This is a genomic window from Cryobacterium sp. TMT2-42-4 (assembly GCF_004402645.1).
GTDB classification, from domain to species: domain Bacteria; phylum Actinomycetota; class Actinomycetes; order Actinomycetales; family Microbacteriaceae; genus Cryobacterium; species Cryobacterium sandaracinum.
On the sequence record NZ_SOFT01000027.1, the window covers coordinates 119,439 to 135,137 of the forward strand.

Annotated in this window: 23 protein-coding genes; 1 reads left to right on the plus strand and 22 read right to left on the minus strand. The window is 63.8% G+C overall.

Annotation, left to right across the window (positions count from 1 at the left end):
- Positions 1-31: 31 nt before the first annotated feature.
- The 3 genes from E3O18_RS09820 to E3O18_RS09830 are packed head-to-tail and all read right to left on the minus strand — an operon-like array spanning position 32 to position 3,092.
- Positions 32-1,183 (minus strand): mannitol-1-phosphate 5-dehydrogenase, encoded by a 1,152-nt coding sequence (locus tag E3O18_RS09820; protein ID WP_134417997.1) that lies wholly within the window; start codon positions 1,181-1,183, stop codon positions 32-34.
- Positions 1,180-1,620: a PTS sugar transporter subunit IIA gene (locus E3O18_RS09825; protein WP_134395124.1), complete on the minus strand. Its 441-nt coding sequence runs from the start codon at positions 1,618-1,620 to the stop codon at positions 1,180-1,182. The genes E3O18_RS09820 and E3O18_RS09825 overlap by 4 nt, the downstream gene beginning before the upstream one ends.
- Positions 1,617-3,092 (minus strand): PTS mannitol transporter subunit IICB, encoded by a 1,476-nt coding sequence (locus tag E3O18_RS09830; RefSeq protein ID WP_134395125.1) that lies wholly within the window; start codon positions 3,090-3,092, stop codon positions 1,617-1,619. The genes E3O18_RS09825 and E3O18_RS09830 overlap by 4 nt, the downstream gene beginning before the upstream one ends.
- A 181-nt stretch (positions 3,093-3,273) precedes the next feature.
- Between E3O18_RS09830 and E3O18_RS09835 the strand changes: the two genes are divergently transcribed.
- Positions 3,274-5,196: a BglG family transcription antiterminator gene (locus E3O18_RS09835; RefSeq protein WP_134395126.1), complete on the plus strand. Its 1,923-nt coding sequence runs from the start codon at positions 3,274-3,276 to the stop codon at positions 5,194-5,196.
- 12 nt (positions 5,197-5,208) lie between these two features.
- Here E3O18_RS09835 and E3O18_RS09840 read toward each other — a convergent pair whose 3' ends face one another.
- From E3O18_RS09840 to rpsS, 19 genes are all read right to left on the minus strand, one after another.
- Entirely contained in the window at positions 5,209-5,538 is a 330-nt protein-coding gene (locus E3O18_RS09840; RefSeq protein WP_104171764.1) for a PTS sugar transporter, read from the minus strand.
- A 468-nt stretch (positions 5,539-6,006) separates the two neighbouring features.
- Positions 6,007-6,837 carry a type I methionyl aminopeptidase gene (gene map, locus E3O18_RS09845; RefSeq protein WP_134395127.1) on the minus strand — a complete coding sequence of 277 codons (831 nt, stop codon included), beginning with the start codon at positions 6,835-6,837 and terminating at the stop codon, positions 6,007-6,009.
- Between the two features lie 55 nt (positions 6,838-6,892).
- Positions 6,893-7,537 (minus strand): adenylate kinase, encoded by a 645-nt coding sequence (locus tag E3O18_RS09850; protein ID WP_174720119.1) that lies wholly within the window; start codon positions 7,535-7,537, stop codon positions 6,893-6,895.
- Positions 7,534-8,856 carry a preprotein translocase subunit SecY gene (secY, locus tag E3O18_RS09855; protein WP_104171762.1) on the minus strand — a complete coding sequence of 441 codons (1,323 nt, stop codon included), beginning with the start codon at positions 8,854-8,856 and terminating at the stop codon, positions 7,534-7,536. Before secY ends, E3O18_RS09850 begins: the two co-directional genes overlap by 4 nt.
- Positions 8,857-8,954: 98 nt before the next feature.
- Positions 8,955-9,512 carry a 50S ribosomal protein L15 gene (gene rplO, locus E3O18_RS09860; RefSeq protein WP_134395128.1) on the minus strand — a complete coding sequence of 186 codons (558 nt, stop codon included), beginning with the start codon at positions 9,510-9,512 and terminating at the stop codon, positions 8,955-8,957.
- Complete coding sequence (gene rpmD / locus E3O18_RS09865) at positions 9,512-9,694, minus strand: 50S ribosomal protein L30 (protein ID WP_174235710.1); 183 nt, start codon at positions 9,692-9,694, stop codon at positions 9,512-9,514. Before rpmD ends, rplO begins: the two co-directional genes overlap by 1 nt.
- Entirely contained in the window at positions 9,694-10,365 is a 672-nt protein-coding gene (gene rpsE, locus E3O18_RS09870; protein ID WP_104101028.1) for a 30S ribosomal protein S5, read from the minus strand. Before rpsE ends, rpmD begins: the two co-directional genes overlap by 1 nt.
- Before the next feature lie 35 nt (positions 10,366-10,400).
- Positions 10,401-10,772: a 50S ribosomal protein L18 gene (gene rplR / locus E3O18_RS09875; protein ID WP_104171761.1), complete on the minus strand. Its 372-nt coding sequence runs from the start codon at positions 10,770-10,772 to the stop codon at positions 10,401-10,403.
- A 2-nt stretch (positions 10,773-10,774) separates the two neighbouring features.
- On the minus strand, positions 10,775-11,311 hold the full coding sequence (rplF, locus tag E3O18_RS09880; RefSeq protein ID WP_104100956.1) for a 50S ribosomal protein L6: 537 nt from the start codon (positions 11,309-11,311) through the stop codon (positions 10,775-10,777).
- Between the two features lie 6 nt (positions 11,312-11,317).
- Positions 11,318-11,716 (minus strand): 30S ribosomal protein S8, encoded by a 399-nt coding sequence (rpsH, locus tag E3O18_RS09885; protein WP_104100957.1) that lies wholly within the window; start codon positions 11,714-11,716, stop codon positions 11,318-11,320.
- Positions 11,717-11,834: 118 nt separating this feature from the next.
- Positions 11,835-12,437, minus strand: coding sequence for a 50S ribosomal protein L5 (gene rplE, locus E3O18_RS09890; RefSeq protein WP_134395129.1), 603 nt, complete (start codon positions 12,435-12,437; stop codon positions 11,835-11,837).
- A complete protein-coding gene (gene rplX / locus E3O18_RS09895) occupies positions 12,437-12,796 on the minus strand; it encodes a 50S ribosomal protein L24 (RefSeq protein WP_134369268.1) in 360 nt (119 codons plus the stop codon). Before rplX ends, rplE begins: the two co-directional genes overlap by 1 nt.
- Positions 12,797-12,799: 3 nt before the next feature.
- Positions 12,800-13,168, minus strand: coding sequence for a 50S ribosomal protein L14 (gene rplN, locus E3O18_RS09900; RefSeq protein WP_104100960.1), 369 nt, complete (start codon positions 13,166-13,168; stop codon positions 12,800-12,802).
- 33 nt (positions 13,169-13,201) lie between these two features.
- On the minus strand, positions 13,202-13,501 hold the full coding sequence (gene rpsQ / locus E3O18_RS09905) for a 30S ribosomal protein S17 (protein WP_104100961.1): 300 nt from the start codon (positions 13,499-13,501) through the stop codon (positions 13,202-13,204).
- Positions 13,502-13,503: 2 nt separating this feature from the next.
- Positions 13,504-13,842 (minus strand): 50S ribosomal protein L29, encoded by a 339-nt coding sequence (gene rpmC / locus E3O18_RS16795; protein ID WP_134395130.1) that lies wholly within the window; start codon positions 13,840-13,842, stop codon positions 13,504-13,506.
- Positions 13,842-14,261 carry a 50S ribosomal protein L16 gene (gene rplP, locus E3O18_RS09915; RefSeq protein ID WP_104100963.1) on the minus strand — a complete coding sequence of 140 codons (420 nt, stop codon included), beginning with the start codon at positions 14,259-14,261 and terminating at the stop codon, positions 13,842-13,844. Before rplP ends, rpmC begins: the two co-directional genes overlap by 1 nt.
- A gap of 2 nt (positions 14,262-14,263) precedes the next feature.
- A complete protein-coding gene (rpsC, locus tag E3O18_RS09920) occupies positions 14,264-15,025 on the minus strand; it encodes a 30S ribosomal protein S3 (protein ID WP_104100964.1) in 762 nt (253 codons plus the stop codon).
- The gene (gene rplV, locus E3O18_RS09925; RefSeq protein WP_134395131.1) at positions 15,025-15,390 is read right to left on the minus strand and encodes a 50S ribosomal protein L22; all 366 of its coding nucleotides are present in this window, start codon (positions 15,388-15,390) and stop codon (positions 15,025-15,027) included. The genes rpsC and rplV overlap by 1 nt, the downstream gene beginning before the upstream one ends.
- A 26-nt stretch (positions 15,391-15,416) precedes the next feature.
- A complete protein-coding gene (gene rpsS, locus E3O18_RS09930; RefSeq protein ID WP_104100966.1) occupies positions 15,417-15,698 on the minus strand; it encodes a 30S ribosomal protein S19 in 282 nt (93 codons plus the stop codon).
- Between the last annotated feature and the right edge of the window lies 1 nt (position 15,699).

The window sequence follows — 15,699 nt, forward strand, 5'->3', positions numbered from 1 at the left end:
CTTCCCTATAATCCCTCGCGGGATTCTCCGCTCAGAGGGCCTTCTGCACCGCGGCCACGACCAGGACCACGTCGGCGAACAGCGGATGCGCGGCGTCCAGGCCACACACCGACGCGGTGAACGATTCGGCCGTCTCGGCGCGCAGCATCCGTTGCAGCAGGGCGCTCTGCTCATCGTCGGCGACGTCGAACCGGAGTGCGGCTTCGACGGCTGCGAGCAGCGCGACCGGGCGGGTGCCGTGTTCGGCGATCTCGGCGGCAGGGCCGATGAACCGTTCGTGGCGGCTGAGCTTACGCAGCGGCTGGCGGCCGACGCGCTCTACCGTGTCGGGCAGGGACGGGTTGGCGAAGCGCACCAGGATCTTCTCCCGGTAGGCGCGCTGGGCGTCCACGTCGAGGCCGTGCTTGGCCACGAGCAGGGCCGAGGTTTCCTCGAGCACCGCTCGGACGCCGTCCAGCACCGCCGGCACCAGGAGCGCGTCGGAGATCTTGGAAGCCCCGGCAACACCGCCGAGATAGGCGACGGTCGCGTGTCCGGTATTCACCGTGAACAGCTTGCGCTCGATGTAGGGCGCGAGATTGTCGACGAAAGTGGCACCCGGGATGACCGGCACGGCGCCGTTGAAGGCGCCCTGCTCGATAACCCACTCGTAGAAGGCCTCGACGGTTACGTCGATGCCGGCACCCTCGGCCTGGCCGGGCACGATGCGGTCGACTGCCGTGTTGGCGAAGACGACGCGCTCGGCCACAGCCGCTCGTTGCGGCTCCGGCACGTTGGCCCAGACCTGTTCGGCGAGGACATCCGTGGCGTTGATGGCGTTCTCGCACGCCATCACGGCCAGGGGCGGCAAATCGGCCGACCGCCGCCCCAGTCCGGCCGCGATGACCGGAGCCACGAAGCGGAGGACGGTGGGGCCGACCGCGGTGGTGACGATATCGGCCGTCGCGATCTCGTCGATCAGTGCGGCCTCATCCGTGACGCTGTTGATGGCCCGGAAAGTGTCGACCACGCGGGTGGTCGACACGTCCCCTGCCTCGTGCACGGCGTAGCTGCCGGCAGCCTGCAAAGCGTCTATCAGGGAGACATTCACATCGGCGAAGACAACCTCGTATCCGGCATCGTGAAGCAGGAGGCCGACAAATCCGCGGCCGATGTTCCCTGCACCGAAGTGAATGGCCTTCATTCTGCGTTTACCTCCTCGAGGAGCATGAAGATGTCCTCTGCTGTGACGGCGTCAATCAATTTCTGCACTTCGTCCTCGTCCGAGAAGACGATCGCGATCTTCTGCAGGATTTCGAGGTGCTCATTGTTGAGCCCCGCGATCCCGACGGCGAAACGCACCTGCTGGCCGTTCCAATCGATCGGTTCGGCGTAACGCACGAGCGACAGAGCCGACCGGACGATCGACTCCTTGGCGTCGTTGGTCCCGTGCGGGATCGCCAGGAAATTTCCCATGTAGGTCGACACGCTGGCTTCGCGGTCGAACATCGAGTCGACGTAGTCTTCGCGCACGGCGCCTGCGGTGACGAGCAGGGCGCCGGCCTCACGGATGGCGCCCTGCTTCGTGGTGGCCGCCCCCGCGGCCACGACGTTGCCCAGTTCCAGAATGCGGTCGGTCATCGCGCTACCTCCTCGGCCGCCTGGCCCTGAATCAGGGCGACGACATCATCGTATTTCGGGCTGTTCATGAAATTCTCGACCGAGACATGCGTCGAGTCAGGAGACTTCGACTGGGCCCGGGCGGTCAGGTCCTGATGCGTGATGACCAGATCGGCCGTGCCGTCGAGGTTCGCGATCGCCTGGTTGGTCACGGTGATTCCGTCGAGACCGGCCTTCTTGATCTTGTTGCGCAGCACCGAAGCGCCCATGGCGCTGGAGCCCATTCCGGCGTCGCACGCGAAGATGATGGTCTTCACACGGCGAGCGGTAGTGACCGAAGTGCCGGAGGCTCCGAGGCCGCCGAGGATGGTACTGGCCTTGCCCTTGTTTGCTTCGGTCTTGGCGATGGCCTCGGCCATGTCACCGGTGTCGCCGGCGGTCAGGTCGCGCTTGCGGCTGGCACGGAGGATGACGGCTGCGATCAGGAATGACACCGTGGCGGCGCCGATGACGGAGAGGATGACGCCGACGTAGCTGCCCGGGGCGGTCTGGATCAGGATGGCGATGATGCTGCCGGGTGAGGCAGGGGCGCGCAGGCCGGTTGCGAAGGCCACGTTGATGGCGACACCGGTCATGCCGCCGCCGACTGCGGCGAGGAGCAGTGCCGGCTTCATCAGCACGTACGGGAAGTAGATCTCGTGGATGCCGCCGAAGAAGTGGATGATGATGGCGCCCGGTGCGCTGGCCCGTGCGATGCCGACTCCGAAGAAGGAGAACGCGAGCAGGATGCCCAAGCCGGGGCCGGGGTTCGCCTCGAGCAAGAACAGCACCGACTGGCCGTTTTCCGCAACCTGCTGCACACCGATCGGCGTGAGCACGCCATGGTTGATAGCGTTGTTGAGGAACAGGATCTTGCCGGGCTCGATGAAGATGCTGGCGATGGGCAGCAGGCTGTTGGAGACGAGCCAGTCGACGATCATCTCGAGGAAATTGCTGATCCCGGTCACGAGCGGGGCGATTCCGAAGAACGCACCCAGCGCGAGGATCATGCCGAGGATGCCGGACGCGAAGTTGTCGACCAACATCTCGAACCCGGGCTTGATCTTGCCGGCCCAGAGGCTGTCAAGCTTCTTCAGCAGGTACGCGGATCCCGGGCCGACGATCATGGCGCCGATGAACATCGGGATCTCGCTGCCCACGATGACACCCATGGTCGCGATCGAGGCGATGACCGCACCACGCGTTCCGTAGACCATCCGGCCACCGGTGTTGGCGATCAGAAGCGGCAGTAAGTACACGATCATCGGTCCGACGAGCGTTTCCAAGGTCGCGTTCGGGGTCCAACCGGTCGGAATGAAGAATGCGGTGATCAATCCCCACGCAATGAATGCAGGGATGTTGGGCATGACCATTCCGCTGAGGAAGGTGCCAAAGCGCTGAACGTGCACACGGGTTCCTCCGCTCTTGGTCTTGGTAGCTGACGTCGTCGTCATTTCTCTGCCTTTCGTAGGGATGCGATGAGGAGTTGCCCCGTCACGTTGCGACTGATTCAAGTCTGATCAAGACGGTCTTGCGGGGCCACCAGAGACTTTTCCGCACCCCCGGAAATCTCGTGGCAGTTATCCGGCCGGGAGCGGCGTGGGAGACTTACTTTTTACTTGGGAGTTTCATGCGATGAGCGACAAACAGACACGGATGCTGGATTTTCTGTCGCAGACACCGGCCTGGGTCACCGCCGGCGAGCTTGCCGACCTCCTGGGCGTCACGCCCCGGACCGTGCGCAGCTACGTCACGAACCTGAAACTGGCTGCCGGGCCGCTCGAGATCATCGAGTCGGGTCCGGCCGGGTACCGGCTGGACCTCGAGGCGTTCGCCGTGTACCGCGCCAGGGGGCGCATACACTCGGACGAAGCCGAGACCCCGACGGATCGCCTTTACGCTTTGGTGCGCCGCCTCACGGAGTCCCACGAGGGGCTCGACGTCTACGCTCTGTCCGCCGAGCTGTTCGTCAGTGACTCCACGATCGACTCCGACCTGACCAAGGTGCGGCAGCTACTGCCCGACACCGGGCTCACGCTCACCCGCCACGGCAGCGTGGTCACGCTCGCCGGCTCCGAGACCGACCGGCGGCGGCTGCTCAGCCGGCTGTTCCGCGAGGAGAGTTCGCGCGGTCTGCTCGAACTCGAGGCGATTCAGCGCGAGTTCGCCTCCGAGAGCCTCGGAGAGTTCAAGACGGATCTGATCGCGATGCTCGACTCGCAGGGGTATTTCGTCAACGAGTACGGCACCAACGACGTTCTACTCCATGTCGCCATCGCCATCGACCGGGTCACGAGGCGCACCTCCCCCGTGGTGGCCGAGACCGCGGCATCCGTCGGCTCCCCCGATGCGATGACCCTCGCCCTCTCCGGGCTGATCGTGCGCCACTTCCACGTCGAACTGGGTGCCGGTGACCTCGACTACATCGCACTCCTGCTCAAGACCCGGGTGATCACCCCCGGGCAGGACCAGCCGGCGCAGGTTCTGATCGAGAGCTTCGTCCGCCCCGAAGATCTCGACGCCGTGCGCCGGATCGTCGGCCAGGCCGGGGACGAGTTCCTGCTGGACCTCGCGGAGGAGAACTTCATCGTGCGGCTCACGCTGCACGTGCGCAACCTGATCAACCGGGCGACCGACCGCTCGTACTCGCACAACCCGCTCACCCGGTCGATCAAGACGTCGTACCCGATGATCTATGAGGTCGCCGTCTACATCGCCAGCCAGTTGCAGCGGCAAGAGCAGATCGTGATCAACGACGATGAGATCGCGTACATCGCGATGCACGTCGGTGCCCACCTTCAGCAACAGTCCCGGCGCGAGGACCTGGTCACGTGCGCCCTGATCTGCCCGAACTATTACGACATGCACGTGCTGCTGCGCGAACGGATCGAGCGGGTCCTCGGTGACGAGCTCGAAGTTGTGTCGGTGGTCACCCGCAGCGACGTCGACTGGAAGGCCCTGGATGCGAAACTCGTGCTCACCACCATCGAACCGCAGTCGCCGGCCGAGTCCGTCATCGTGATCCAGCCGTTCCTGACCGAGGCCGACATCGACCGTGTGCGGAAGGCCGCGAGCCGCATCCGTCGACTTCGCCGTCGCGCCGACCTCAAGGACGAGCTGCTGCAGTTCTTCGACGAGTCTCTGTTCGCGCACAACTTCCACGCCGCTGACGAGACCGCGATGATCCGCGCTCTCGGCGAACGGATGATCGCACACGGCGATATCGACCAGAGCTACATCGACGGCGCGATCGAGCGCGAGCTCATGTCGTCGACGGCGTTCACGGACAACGTGGCGGTGCCGCACTCGATGTCGATGACGGCAATCCGTACCTCGATCGCCGTCGTGATCAACGACACGCCCATGGCGTGGGGCGAGAACCGGGTCAACGTGGTGGCGATGGTCGCCTTCAGCGCCGCCGGGCGCAAGAGCTTCCAGACCGTCTTCGACCAGTTCGTGGAGGTCTTCTCGGACCGGGCCGACGTGCAACGGCTGGTCAAGCGGTCGGTGGACTTCGCATCCTTCATCGACGAGCTCGTGCACCTGATGGACCAGTAGGCCACCGGTCAGCTACTTTTTCGTTTCGGCCCAGTCACGCGTCTTGTAGGCATAGATCGCGGCATCGAGCGCTTCGTCGCCGTTCTGCGAGGCGAAGACGGTCTCCTCCAGCAGGGCGATGCCGACCCCGGCGTGCACGGCCTGAAGGCGGATCTTCTCAAACCGAGGTGCCAGGTGGGGACCCACCAGAAGCACGTCGACCGGGCCGAGGGAGGCCGGCAGATCCGATTCGCTCCCCGCGAAGACGTGGACATCCAGACCGCGGGCCGCGGCCGTGTGCCGAACCCGATGTGCGACAAAGGCACTGGAGGCGCCAGCACCGCAGACGATGAGAATCTTCATGGAATCGCTCTTTCCCTGAGCCGAGACGGACGGTTTGTCCTCTCCACCATCCTCCCGCCTCCGGAGTCCCGAAGAGACCAGATCCCCTCCCCCGAGTGCGGCTGGTTCGGGCCGTGTGCGGCTACGGGAGCGGGTTCCGATTGCCGCGGGTGAGGGGCGATCGCGGGTGGCGGGTGAGTGGCGATTGGTCCATGTCTCGGACAGGCGAGAAGTTGACCGCAGCGCGGGGTGGATGCCCGCTGCAACCGCCGTCTCGTACGATTCCGGAGCCCGGGGACGACTCACCCCGAACGAATTCGACGGAGATTCTGCCCAAAACACCGCTTTCGGGCACGAAAACGGGTGTTTGACCCAAAATTTCCGTCGAATTGGTTTGGCATCGGGCACGGCATTTCGCATGCGGAACGGCGTCCACGCAGTGCGGTGAGATCCGACGTTCCGTGTGCGGCTGGTTCGGGCCGTGTGCGGCTACGGGAGCGGGACGGGCGTGATGCCGAGCGGGGCCAGCCCCGCAGCGCCGCCGTCGGCGGCGGTGAGCACCCAGATGCCGTCCTTGTGCACGGCCACGCTGTGCTCCCAGTGCGCGGCGGCCAGGCCGTCGCTGGTGGCGACGGTCCAGTCGTCGTCGCGCACGAACGTCTCGATGGATCCCATGACGACCATGGGCTCGATCGCGATCACGAGACCAGGCTTCACGTCCGGACCCTTCTGGCGCACGCGATAGTTGAACACGGGCGGGGCCTCATGCATGGACCGGCCGATGCCGTGACCGACATAGTCGGTGAGGATTCCGTAGTCCCCCTGAGACTCGACGTAGTCTTCGATGGCATCGCCGACCTCGTTGAGGTGACGCGCCACCGCGAGCCGGGCGATCCCGTGCCACAGCGACTGCTCCGTGACGTGCGACAGTTTCTCGCGCTCGGCGACGACCTCGGGCCGGGCCGGGTCCGGAATCACGAAGGAGAAGGCCGCGTCGCCGTTCCAGCCGTCGATGATGGCGCCGCTGTCGATCGACACGATGTCGCCGGCGGCGAGCACGCGAGCCCCCGGGATGCCATGCACGACATCCTCGTTGACAGAGGCGCAGACCGTGTGGTGGTAGCCCTGCTCCAGCTTGAAGTTCGGCAGGCCGCCCCGAGCCACGATGGCCGCCTCGGCGGCCGCGTCGAGCTCGAGGGTGGTCCCACCGACCCGGATGGCCGCCCGGGCCGCATCCAGGGATGCGGCCGTGGCCAGTCCGGGCGCGATCATCAACCGCATCTGCGCCGGCGACTTGTAGATGGATCGTCGAAGGCTCATGGTGAAGATCTCTGCAAACTGCTGAGGACGCGCACGCTGGGCGTGCACGACCGGGTTAGGAGGCGCTGGCTGCGTCTCCGCTGGTGACGGGAACGCTGGTGACAGGCGCGCTGGTGACGGGCACGGAGAGTCCGCGCTCGGTCAGTGCCGCAAGGATGCGCCCGGTCACCTCGTCGACGGCGCCGAGGCCGTCGACCGTGACCACGAGACCGCGGGAGGAGTAAACGTCGATCAGAGGAGACGTCTGCTCCTCGTAGACGGAGAGGCGGTGCCGGATGACGTCGGCGGTGTCGTCCGCACGCCCCTGCTCGGCGGCACGTTTGAGGAGTCGGGCGACGACCTCTTCGGTGTCGGCGACGATCAGCACGACGGCGTCGAGTGCGTCACCGTCGGCCTCCAGTATCCGGTCCAGTTCCAGAACCTGTTCCTGCGTGCGCGGGTAGCCGTCCAGCAGGAATCCCCCGGTGGCGTCGGGCTGCTGCAACCGATCGGACACGATCGCGTTGGTGAGGGAATCGGGCACGTACGCGCCGGCATCCATGAACGCCTTGACTTGAAGACCCAGTTCGGTGTCGTTCTTCACGTTGAAGCGGAAGATGTCACCGGTGGAGATGGCCGGAACGTCGAAGGCATCGGACAGGCGCTCGGCCTGGGTTCCCTTGCCCGCGCCGGGCGGGCCGATCAGCAGCAAACGGGTCATCGGAGAAGCCCTTCGTAGTGGCGCTGCTGGAGTTGTGCGTCGATCTGTTTGACCGTCTCGAGTCCGACACCGACCACGATCAGGATGCTGGCGCCACCGAACGGGAAGTTCTGGTCGGCTCCGATCGCGGAGAACGCGATCAGCGGCAGCAGGGCGATCAGGCCCAGGTACAGGGCACCGGGCAGCGTCACCCGGGTGAGAACGAAGTCCAGGTACTCGGCGGTCGGACGACCGGCACGGATGCCCGGGATGAATCCGCCGTACTTCTTCATGTTGTCGGCGACCTCTTCGGGGTTAAAGGTGATCGCTACATAGAAGTAGGTGAATCCGACGATGAGGAGGAAGTACAGCGCCATGTAGAGCGGATCGTTGCCCTGCGTGAGGTTGTTGGTGACCCAGGTGACCCACGCCGCCGGCGCCTGTCCGGCCGCCGGCTGGTTGAACTGCGCGATCAGGGCCGGCAGGTACAGCAGTGACGACGCGAAAATGACGGGCACAACGCCGGCCATGTTCACCTTGATCGGGATATACGTGTTGTTCCCGCCGTAGGTGCGGCGTCCGACCATCCGTTTGGCGTACTGCACCGGAATGCGACGCTGGGACTGCTCGACGAAGACCACGGCGGCGACCACGACCAGACCGACCGCGATCACGATCATCAGGATGTCGAGGCCCTTCTGCTGACCGATGGAGGCGAGCGATCCCGGGAAGAGGGCTGCGATCGAGGTGAAGATCAACAGTGACATGCCGTTGCCGATGCCGCGCTCGGTGATGAGCTCACCCATCCACATGATCAGGCCGGTGCCGGCGGTCATGGTGATGACCATGAGCATGATGGCGTACCAGGCGTCATTGGTGAGCAGCTGCGAGCACTCGGCGCTGGCGGACGTGCCGTAGAGTGCTCCGCTGCGGGCCACCGTGATCAGCGTCGTCGACTGAAGGATCGCGAGGGCGATGGTGAGGTACCGCGTGTACTGGGTGAGCGTGCCCTGTCCGGACGCGCCTTCCTTGTGTAGTGTCTCAAAATGTGGGATGACCACGCGCAGGAGCTGCACGATGATCGAGGCCGTGATGTACGGCATGATGCCGAGCGCGAAGACCGACAGTTGCAGCAGGGCGCCCCCGCTGAAGAGGTTGACGAGCTCATAGAGGCCGCTGGCGTCCTGGTTCGCCGCCAGACACGATTGAACGTTTCCGAAGTCGACGAAGGGGGCAGGGATGAACGAGCCCAGTCGGAACAGGGCAACAATACCCAGGCTGAACCCGATTTTCCTGCGCAGGTCGGGTGTGCGGAATATCCGCGCGATGGCGCTGAACACAATGCCTCCAGTTAATAACGTGAAAAACGAGCTTGTCGAGACCAGCATCGAAAGATTTCGATTGGTGGCCTCGACAAGCTCGCTCAGCGTCTACGGACTTACTTGATTGAGCCACCCGCAGCGACGATCTTCTGCTCTGCTGAGCCGGAGACCTTATCCACTGCAATGTTCAGCTTAACCGCAATGTCACCATTGCCGAGAACCTTGACCTTCTCGTTGTCGCGAACGGCACCCTTGGCGACCAGATCGGCGATGGTTACATCGCCGCCGTTCGGGTAAAGCTCCGCGAGCTTCTCGAGGTTGACGACCTGGTACTCGACGCGGAACGGGTTCTTGAACCCGCGCAGCTTCGGAGTACGCATGTGCAGTGGCATCTGGCCACCCTCGAACCCGATGCGCACGTTGTAGCGCGCCTTCGTGCCCTTGGTTCCACGGCCGGCGGTCTTACCCTTGGATCCTTCACCACGACCGACGCGCATGCGCGACTTCTTGGCTCCGGGGGCGGGGCGAAGGTGGTGAACCTTCAGAACCTGCTCGCGCTTCTCGGTCGGAGCAGCCTTCACTGCGACCTTGGCGGAGGCAGTCTTCTTGGGGGCTGCCTTCTGTGCAGTGGCGGGCTTGGCGGCTGCCGTGGCAGCTTCCTTCTCGTCAGCCATTAGTCAATCTCCTCGACCTTTACGAGGTGAGCAACGGTGTTGACGTAGCCACGGTTCTGCGAGTTGTCCTCGCGAATCGTGACTGCGCCAATGCGCTTGAGACCCAGGCTGCGAAGCGTGTCGCGCTGGTTCTGCTTCTCACTAATTTTGGACTTGATCTGTGTCACTTTGAGGCGAGCCATCAGGCACCTGCCTTTGCTGCCGCTGCAGCTGCAGCTGCTGCGGCGTCGGCACGCAGGAAGCGCGCCGGAGCGACGTCTTCGTACGCGAGGCCACGACGAGCCGCAACCGCACGCGGCTCTTCGAGCTGGTGCAGGGCCTCGACCGTGGCGTGAACGATGTTGATGGTGTTCGACGAACCGAGCGACTTGCTGAGGACATCGTGGATGCCCGCGCACTCGAGAACGGCGCGCACCGGGCCACCGGCGATAACGCCGGTACCGGCCGCGGCGGGACGCAGCAGGACGACGCCGGCTGCGGCTTCACCCTGCACGGGGTGCGGGATCGTCAGACCGACGCGGGGAACGCGGAAGAAGTTCTTCTTCGCTTCTTCGACGCCCTTGGAAATGGCGGTCGGCACCTCGCGGGCCTTGCCGTATCCAACGCCGACGAGGCCGTTTCCGTCACCAACGACGACGAGAGCGGTGAAGCTGAAGCGACGACCACCCTTCACCACCTTGGAAACGCGGTTGATGGTGACGACGCGCTCCAGGAACTGGCTCTTGTCGGCATCGCGGCTTCCGCGGTCCTTGTTCGGGTTGCGCTCACGACCGCCACGACGAGCCTCACGAGGCTCGTTCTGGGCAGGTGCCGTTGAGGCAGCGGTTTCGACGGGTGCCTCTGCGGCCACCACGGTCTCCTTGGTTGCTGTGTTAGCGGTTTCAGTGCTCACAGGTTCAATCCACCCTCTCGAGCTCCATCGGCGATCGCAGCGACGCGTCCTGCGTACTTGCTTCCGCCACGGTCAAATACGACGGCGTCGATGCCGGCGGCCTTCGCACGCTCGGCGACGAGTTCGCCGACCTTGCGGGCCTTGGCGGTCTTGTCACCATCGAAGGTGCGCAGACCGTCTTCGAGCGTGGACGCCGAAGCAAGGGTGAAACCCTTGCTGTCATCGACGACCTGCACGAACACGTGGCGAGCCGAGCGGGTCACGACGAGACGCGGACGAAGCGCGGTCCCCTCGATCTTCTTGCGAAGACGTGTGTGCCTGCGTCCGCGGGCAGCGGCCTTGCTCTTACCTCTAGTTCCTAGACCCATGGTTACTTACCACTCTTTCCGGCCTTGCGGCGAACAATCTCGCCGGCGTAACGCACACCCTTGCCCTTGTAGGGCTCCGGCTTGCGAATCTTACGGATGTTGGCGGCGACCTCGCCGACAGCCTGCTTGTCGATGCCACCGACCGTGAGGCGGTTGACGCTCTCCACGGTGAGGGTGATGCCGGCAGGTGCCTCGACGAGGACCGGGTGCGAGAAGCCGAGGGCGAACTCGATCGAGCTGCCCTTCTGGGCGACGCGGTAACCGGTACCGACGATCTCGAGGGACTTGGTGTAACCCACCGTCACCCCGATGATCTGGTTTGCGATCAGCGTGCGAGTCAGTCCGTGCAGCGAACGCGAGTTGCGCTCGTCGTTCGGGCGTGTGACGACGACGTGGCCGTCCTCGATCTTGACCTCGATGGGGTTCGCGACGGTGAGCGCGAGCTCGCCCTTCGGGCCCTTGACGTTGACGCGCTGGCCTTCAGTGGCGACCGTGACATCCGCGGGAATCGGGATGGGAAGTCTTCCAATACGTGACATTGTCGGCTACCACACGTAGGCGAGAACTTCTCCGCCTACGCCCTTCTTCTCAGCCTGGCGGTCGGTGAGCAGACCGCTGGAGGTGGACAGGATGGCAACGCCGAGACCACCGAGAACGGTGGGGATTTCGGTCGACTTTGCGTACACGCGCAGGCCGGGCTTGGAAACCCGCTTGATGCCGACGATGGAACGCTCGCGGTTCGGACCGAACTTGAGGTTGAGCGTGAGGGTCTTGCCGACCACTGCATCCTTGACATCCCAAGCCGAGATGTAACCCTGGGCCTTGAGAATGTCTGCGATGTTCGCTTTGAGCTTGCTGTGCGGCATGGACACGGTGTCGTGGAACGCCGAGTTAGCGTTGCGCAGTCTGGTCAGCATGTCTGCGACCGGATCTGTCATTGTCATTTGTGGTGCCTTTCTCGCCTGGTTTCGTTCATCCGTTACACGGGTGACGACCTTGGTCGTGGTGGGGCTGGACGGTTGTCCAGCCCCGGGTGTGTACTACAAGAGCCAAAGAGCTACTTTACTTGGTGTTTTCGGCCGTCTTGAACGGGAAGCCCAGCGCCTTGAGCAGCGCGCGGCCTTCTTCGTTGTTCTTGGCCGTCGTCACAACCGTGATATCCATACCGCGGATACGGTCGATCCGGTCCTGGTCGATCTCGTGGAACATGACCTGCTCGGTGAGACCGAAGGTGTAGTTACCGCTGCCATCGAACTGCTTGTCGCTCAGACCGCGGAAGTCGCGGATGCGCGGAAGCGCCAGGCTCAGGAGCCGGTCGAGGAACTCCCACATGCGGTCGCCACGAAGTGTGACGTGCGTGCCGATGGGCTGACCTTCACGCAGTTTGAACTGCGCGATCGACTTACGGGCCTTGGTGACCTGCGGCTTCTGACCGGTGATCTTGGTGAGGTCGGCGACGGCGCCATCCATGATCTTGCCGTCGCGTGCTGCTTCGCCGACACCCATGTTCACAACGATCTTGACCAGGTTCGGAATCTGGTGAACGTTGGTGAAGCCGAGGTCCTTGCTGAGCTGGGCCATGATCTCATCGCGGTACTTCTGCTTGAGACGCGGCAGGACGGCCTCAACGGGCGCTTCTGCTGCTGCAACTGAAGTGTCGGTCATCAGAGGTCCTTCCCTGACTTCTTGGCGTAACGGATGCGGACCGTCTTGGTGACGCCGTCCTTCGTTACTTCTTCGAGGCGGAAACCGACGCGAGTCGGCTTCTTGGTCTCCGGGTCGACGAGGGCCACGTTGGACACGTGAATCGGCGCCTCCATGGTTTCGATGCCGCCGGTCTTGGTGCCGCGCTGGGTCTGGCCCACGCGAACGTGCTTGGTGACGAAGTTGATGCCCTCAACGAGGACCCTGTTCTTCTCCACCAGGACGGCAATGACCTTGCCCTGCTTGCCACGGTCTCCGCCGCGGGCCTGGGTGCGGCCGGTGATGACCTCTACGAGGTCACCCTTTTTGAGTCTGGCCATGATTTAGATAACCTCCGGTGCCAGCGAGATGATCTTCATGAACTTCTTGTCGCGAAGCTCGCGACCGACCGGTCCGAAGATTCGGGTGCCGCGGGGGTCACCTTCGTTCTTCAAAATCACTGCGGCGTTCTCATCGAACTTGATGTACGAACCGTCTGAACGACGGGTCTGCTTTTTGACGCGAACGACGACGGCCTTGACGACGTCGCCCTTCTTGACGTTGCCGCCCGGGATCGCGTCCTTGACGGTGGCGACGATCGTGTCGCCGAGGCCTGCGTAGCGACGGCCGGAACCGCCGAGCACGCGAATGGTCAACAGCTCCTTGGCACCCGTGTTGTCGGCAACCTTGAGTCGTGATTCTTGCTGAAGCACTTTTTATACCCTTCTATCAAGTAAGCGCGAGGCCTACTTGGCCTTCTCGAGGATCTCGACCAGGCGCCAGCGCTTGGAGGCGCTGAGCGGACGGGTCTCACTGATCAGGACCAGGTCGCCGACGCCGGCGATGTTCGCCTCGTCGTGAGCCTTCAGCTTGGACGTACGGCGGATGACCTTGCCGTACAGGGGGTGCTTCACGCGGTCTTCGACCTCGACAACGATGGTCTTGTCCATCTTGTCGCTGGTCACGTAACCACGCAGCGTCTTGCGGTAGCCGCGAACGAGAGCCTCAGCCTCGGCAGCGACGACCTTTTCGTCAGTCTTCGCCATGACTAGGCCTCCTTCGTCTGGGCGGCGTCGGCCGCAGCGGAGTCGTCAACGGACTTCACTGCCGGCTTGGCCTTCTTGGTCTTCTTCTCAGCCTTGGCCGGAGCCTCGACTGGTGCGGGAGTCGGACGAATGCCCAACTCGCGCTCACGGAGCACCGTGTAGATGCGAGCGATGTCGCGCTTGACCGCGCGGAGGCGGCCGTGGCTCTCGAGCTGGCCGGTGGCCGACTGGAAGCGAAGGTTGAAGAGTTCTTCCTTCGCCTTCTTCAGCTCATCGAACAACCGCTCGTTTTCAAAAGTGTCGAGCTCGACTGAGGCGAGCTCCTTGGATCCGATCGCCATTATGCGTCGCCCTCCTCGCGCTTGATGATGCGTGCCTTCAAGGGCAGTTTGTGGATAGCGCGGGTCAGCGCTTCCTTTGCGACGATGTCGGTGACACCGCTGAGTTCGAAAAGCACGCGACCGGGCTTGACGTTGGCAACCCACCACTCGACGGAACCCTTACCGGAACCCATGCGGGTTTCGGCCGGCTTCTTGGTGAGCGGTCGGTCCGGGTAGATGTTGATCCAGACCTTGCCGCCGCGCTTCATGTGACGGGTGATCGCGATACGAGCGGACTCGATCTGACGGTTGGTCACATAGGCGGGCGTGAGGGCCTGGATGCCATACTCACCGAACGACAGCTCGGTACCACCGGTTGCGTGGCCGGTACGGCCCGGGTGGTGCTGCTTGCGGTGCTTGACTCTGCGTGGAATCAACATGGTTATGCCTCAACTCCTGCTGCAACCGGTGCCGCTGCCTCTGCGCGGGGCGCACGACGCGGTCGGTCGTCACGACGCTCGGGGCGGGTCGACTTAGCGTTGGCCTGCTCGCGAGCGAGTTCCTTGTTGGTGATGTCGCCCTTGTAGATCCAGACCTTCACGCCGATGCGGCCGAAGGTGGTCTTGGCTTCGTAGAACCCGTAGTCGATGTTCGCGCGCAGAGTGTGCAGGGGCACACGGCCTTCGCGGTAGAACTCCGAACGGCTCATCTCGGCGCCACCCAGGCGACCGGAGACCTGGATGCGAACACCCTTGGCACCGGCGCGCTGGGCACCCTGCAGGCCCTTACGCATCGCGCGGCGGAATGCCACGCGAGCGGAGAGCTGCTCGGCGATGCCCTGAGCGACCAGCTGAGCGTCGACCTCGGGGTTCTTCACCTCGAGGATGTTCAGCTGGATCTGCTTGGCGGTGAGCTTTTCGAGGTCGGAGCGAATGCGCTCGGCCTCCGCGCCGCGGCGACCGATCACAATGCCCGGGCGGGCGGTGTGGATGTCGACGCGAACGCGGTCACGAGTGCGCTCGATCTCGATGCGGGAAACGCCGGCGCGGTCGAGACTGGTGCTCAACAGGCGGCGGATCTTGACGTCTTCAGCGACGAAGTCGCTGTAACGCTGGCCCGGCTTCGTGCTGTCAGAGAACCAACGCGACACGTGGTCGGTCGTGATTCCCAGACGGAAGCCATAGGGGTTTACTTTCTGACCCATTACTTCGTACCCTCCTCAGGAGTGGCGAGCACAACCGTGATGTGGCTCGTGCGCTTCTTGATCTGGAATGCGCGACCCTGTGCACGGGCCTGGAAACGCTTGAGGGTCGTACCCTCATCAACGAACGCCTGGCTGACGAACAGGTCCTGCTCGTCGAGGAAGGTGTTGGCTGCATCAGCCTTGACTCGCGCGTTGGCGATTGCCGAGGCAACCAGCTTGTACACCGGGTCGCTCGCGCCCTGCGGCGCAAACTTCAGAATTCCCAGGGCCTCGAGGGCCTGCTTGCCGCGGATCAGGTTGACAACGCGACGAGCCTTCTGGGGGGTAACGCGGATGTGACGCACGCGTGCGATCGACTCCACCATTTCTTATCCTCCTTCACGTCCCCGCGTTAGCGGCGACGGCCCTTCTTGTCGTCCTTCACGTGTCCACGGAAGGTGCGGGTGGGCGCAAACTCGCCGAGCTTATGCCCGACCATGCTCTCGGTGACGAACACCGGGATGTGCTTGCGCCCGTCGTGCACGGCGATGGTGTGCCCGAGCATGCCGGGGATGATCATCGAACGGCGCGACCAGGTCTTGATTACGTTCTTGCTGCTGGCTTCGTTCGCCTTGACAACCTTGCGAAGCAGGTGGTCGTCAACGAACGGGCCTTTCTTGAGACTGCGTGGCATC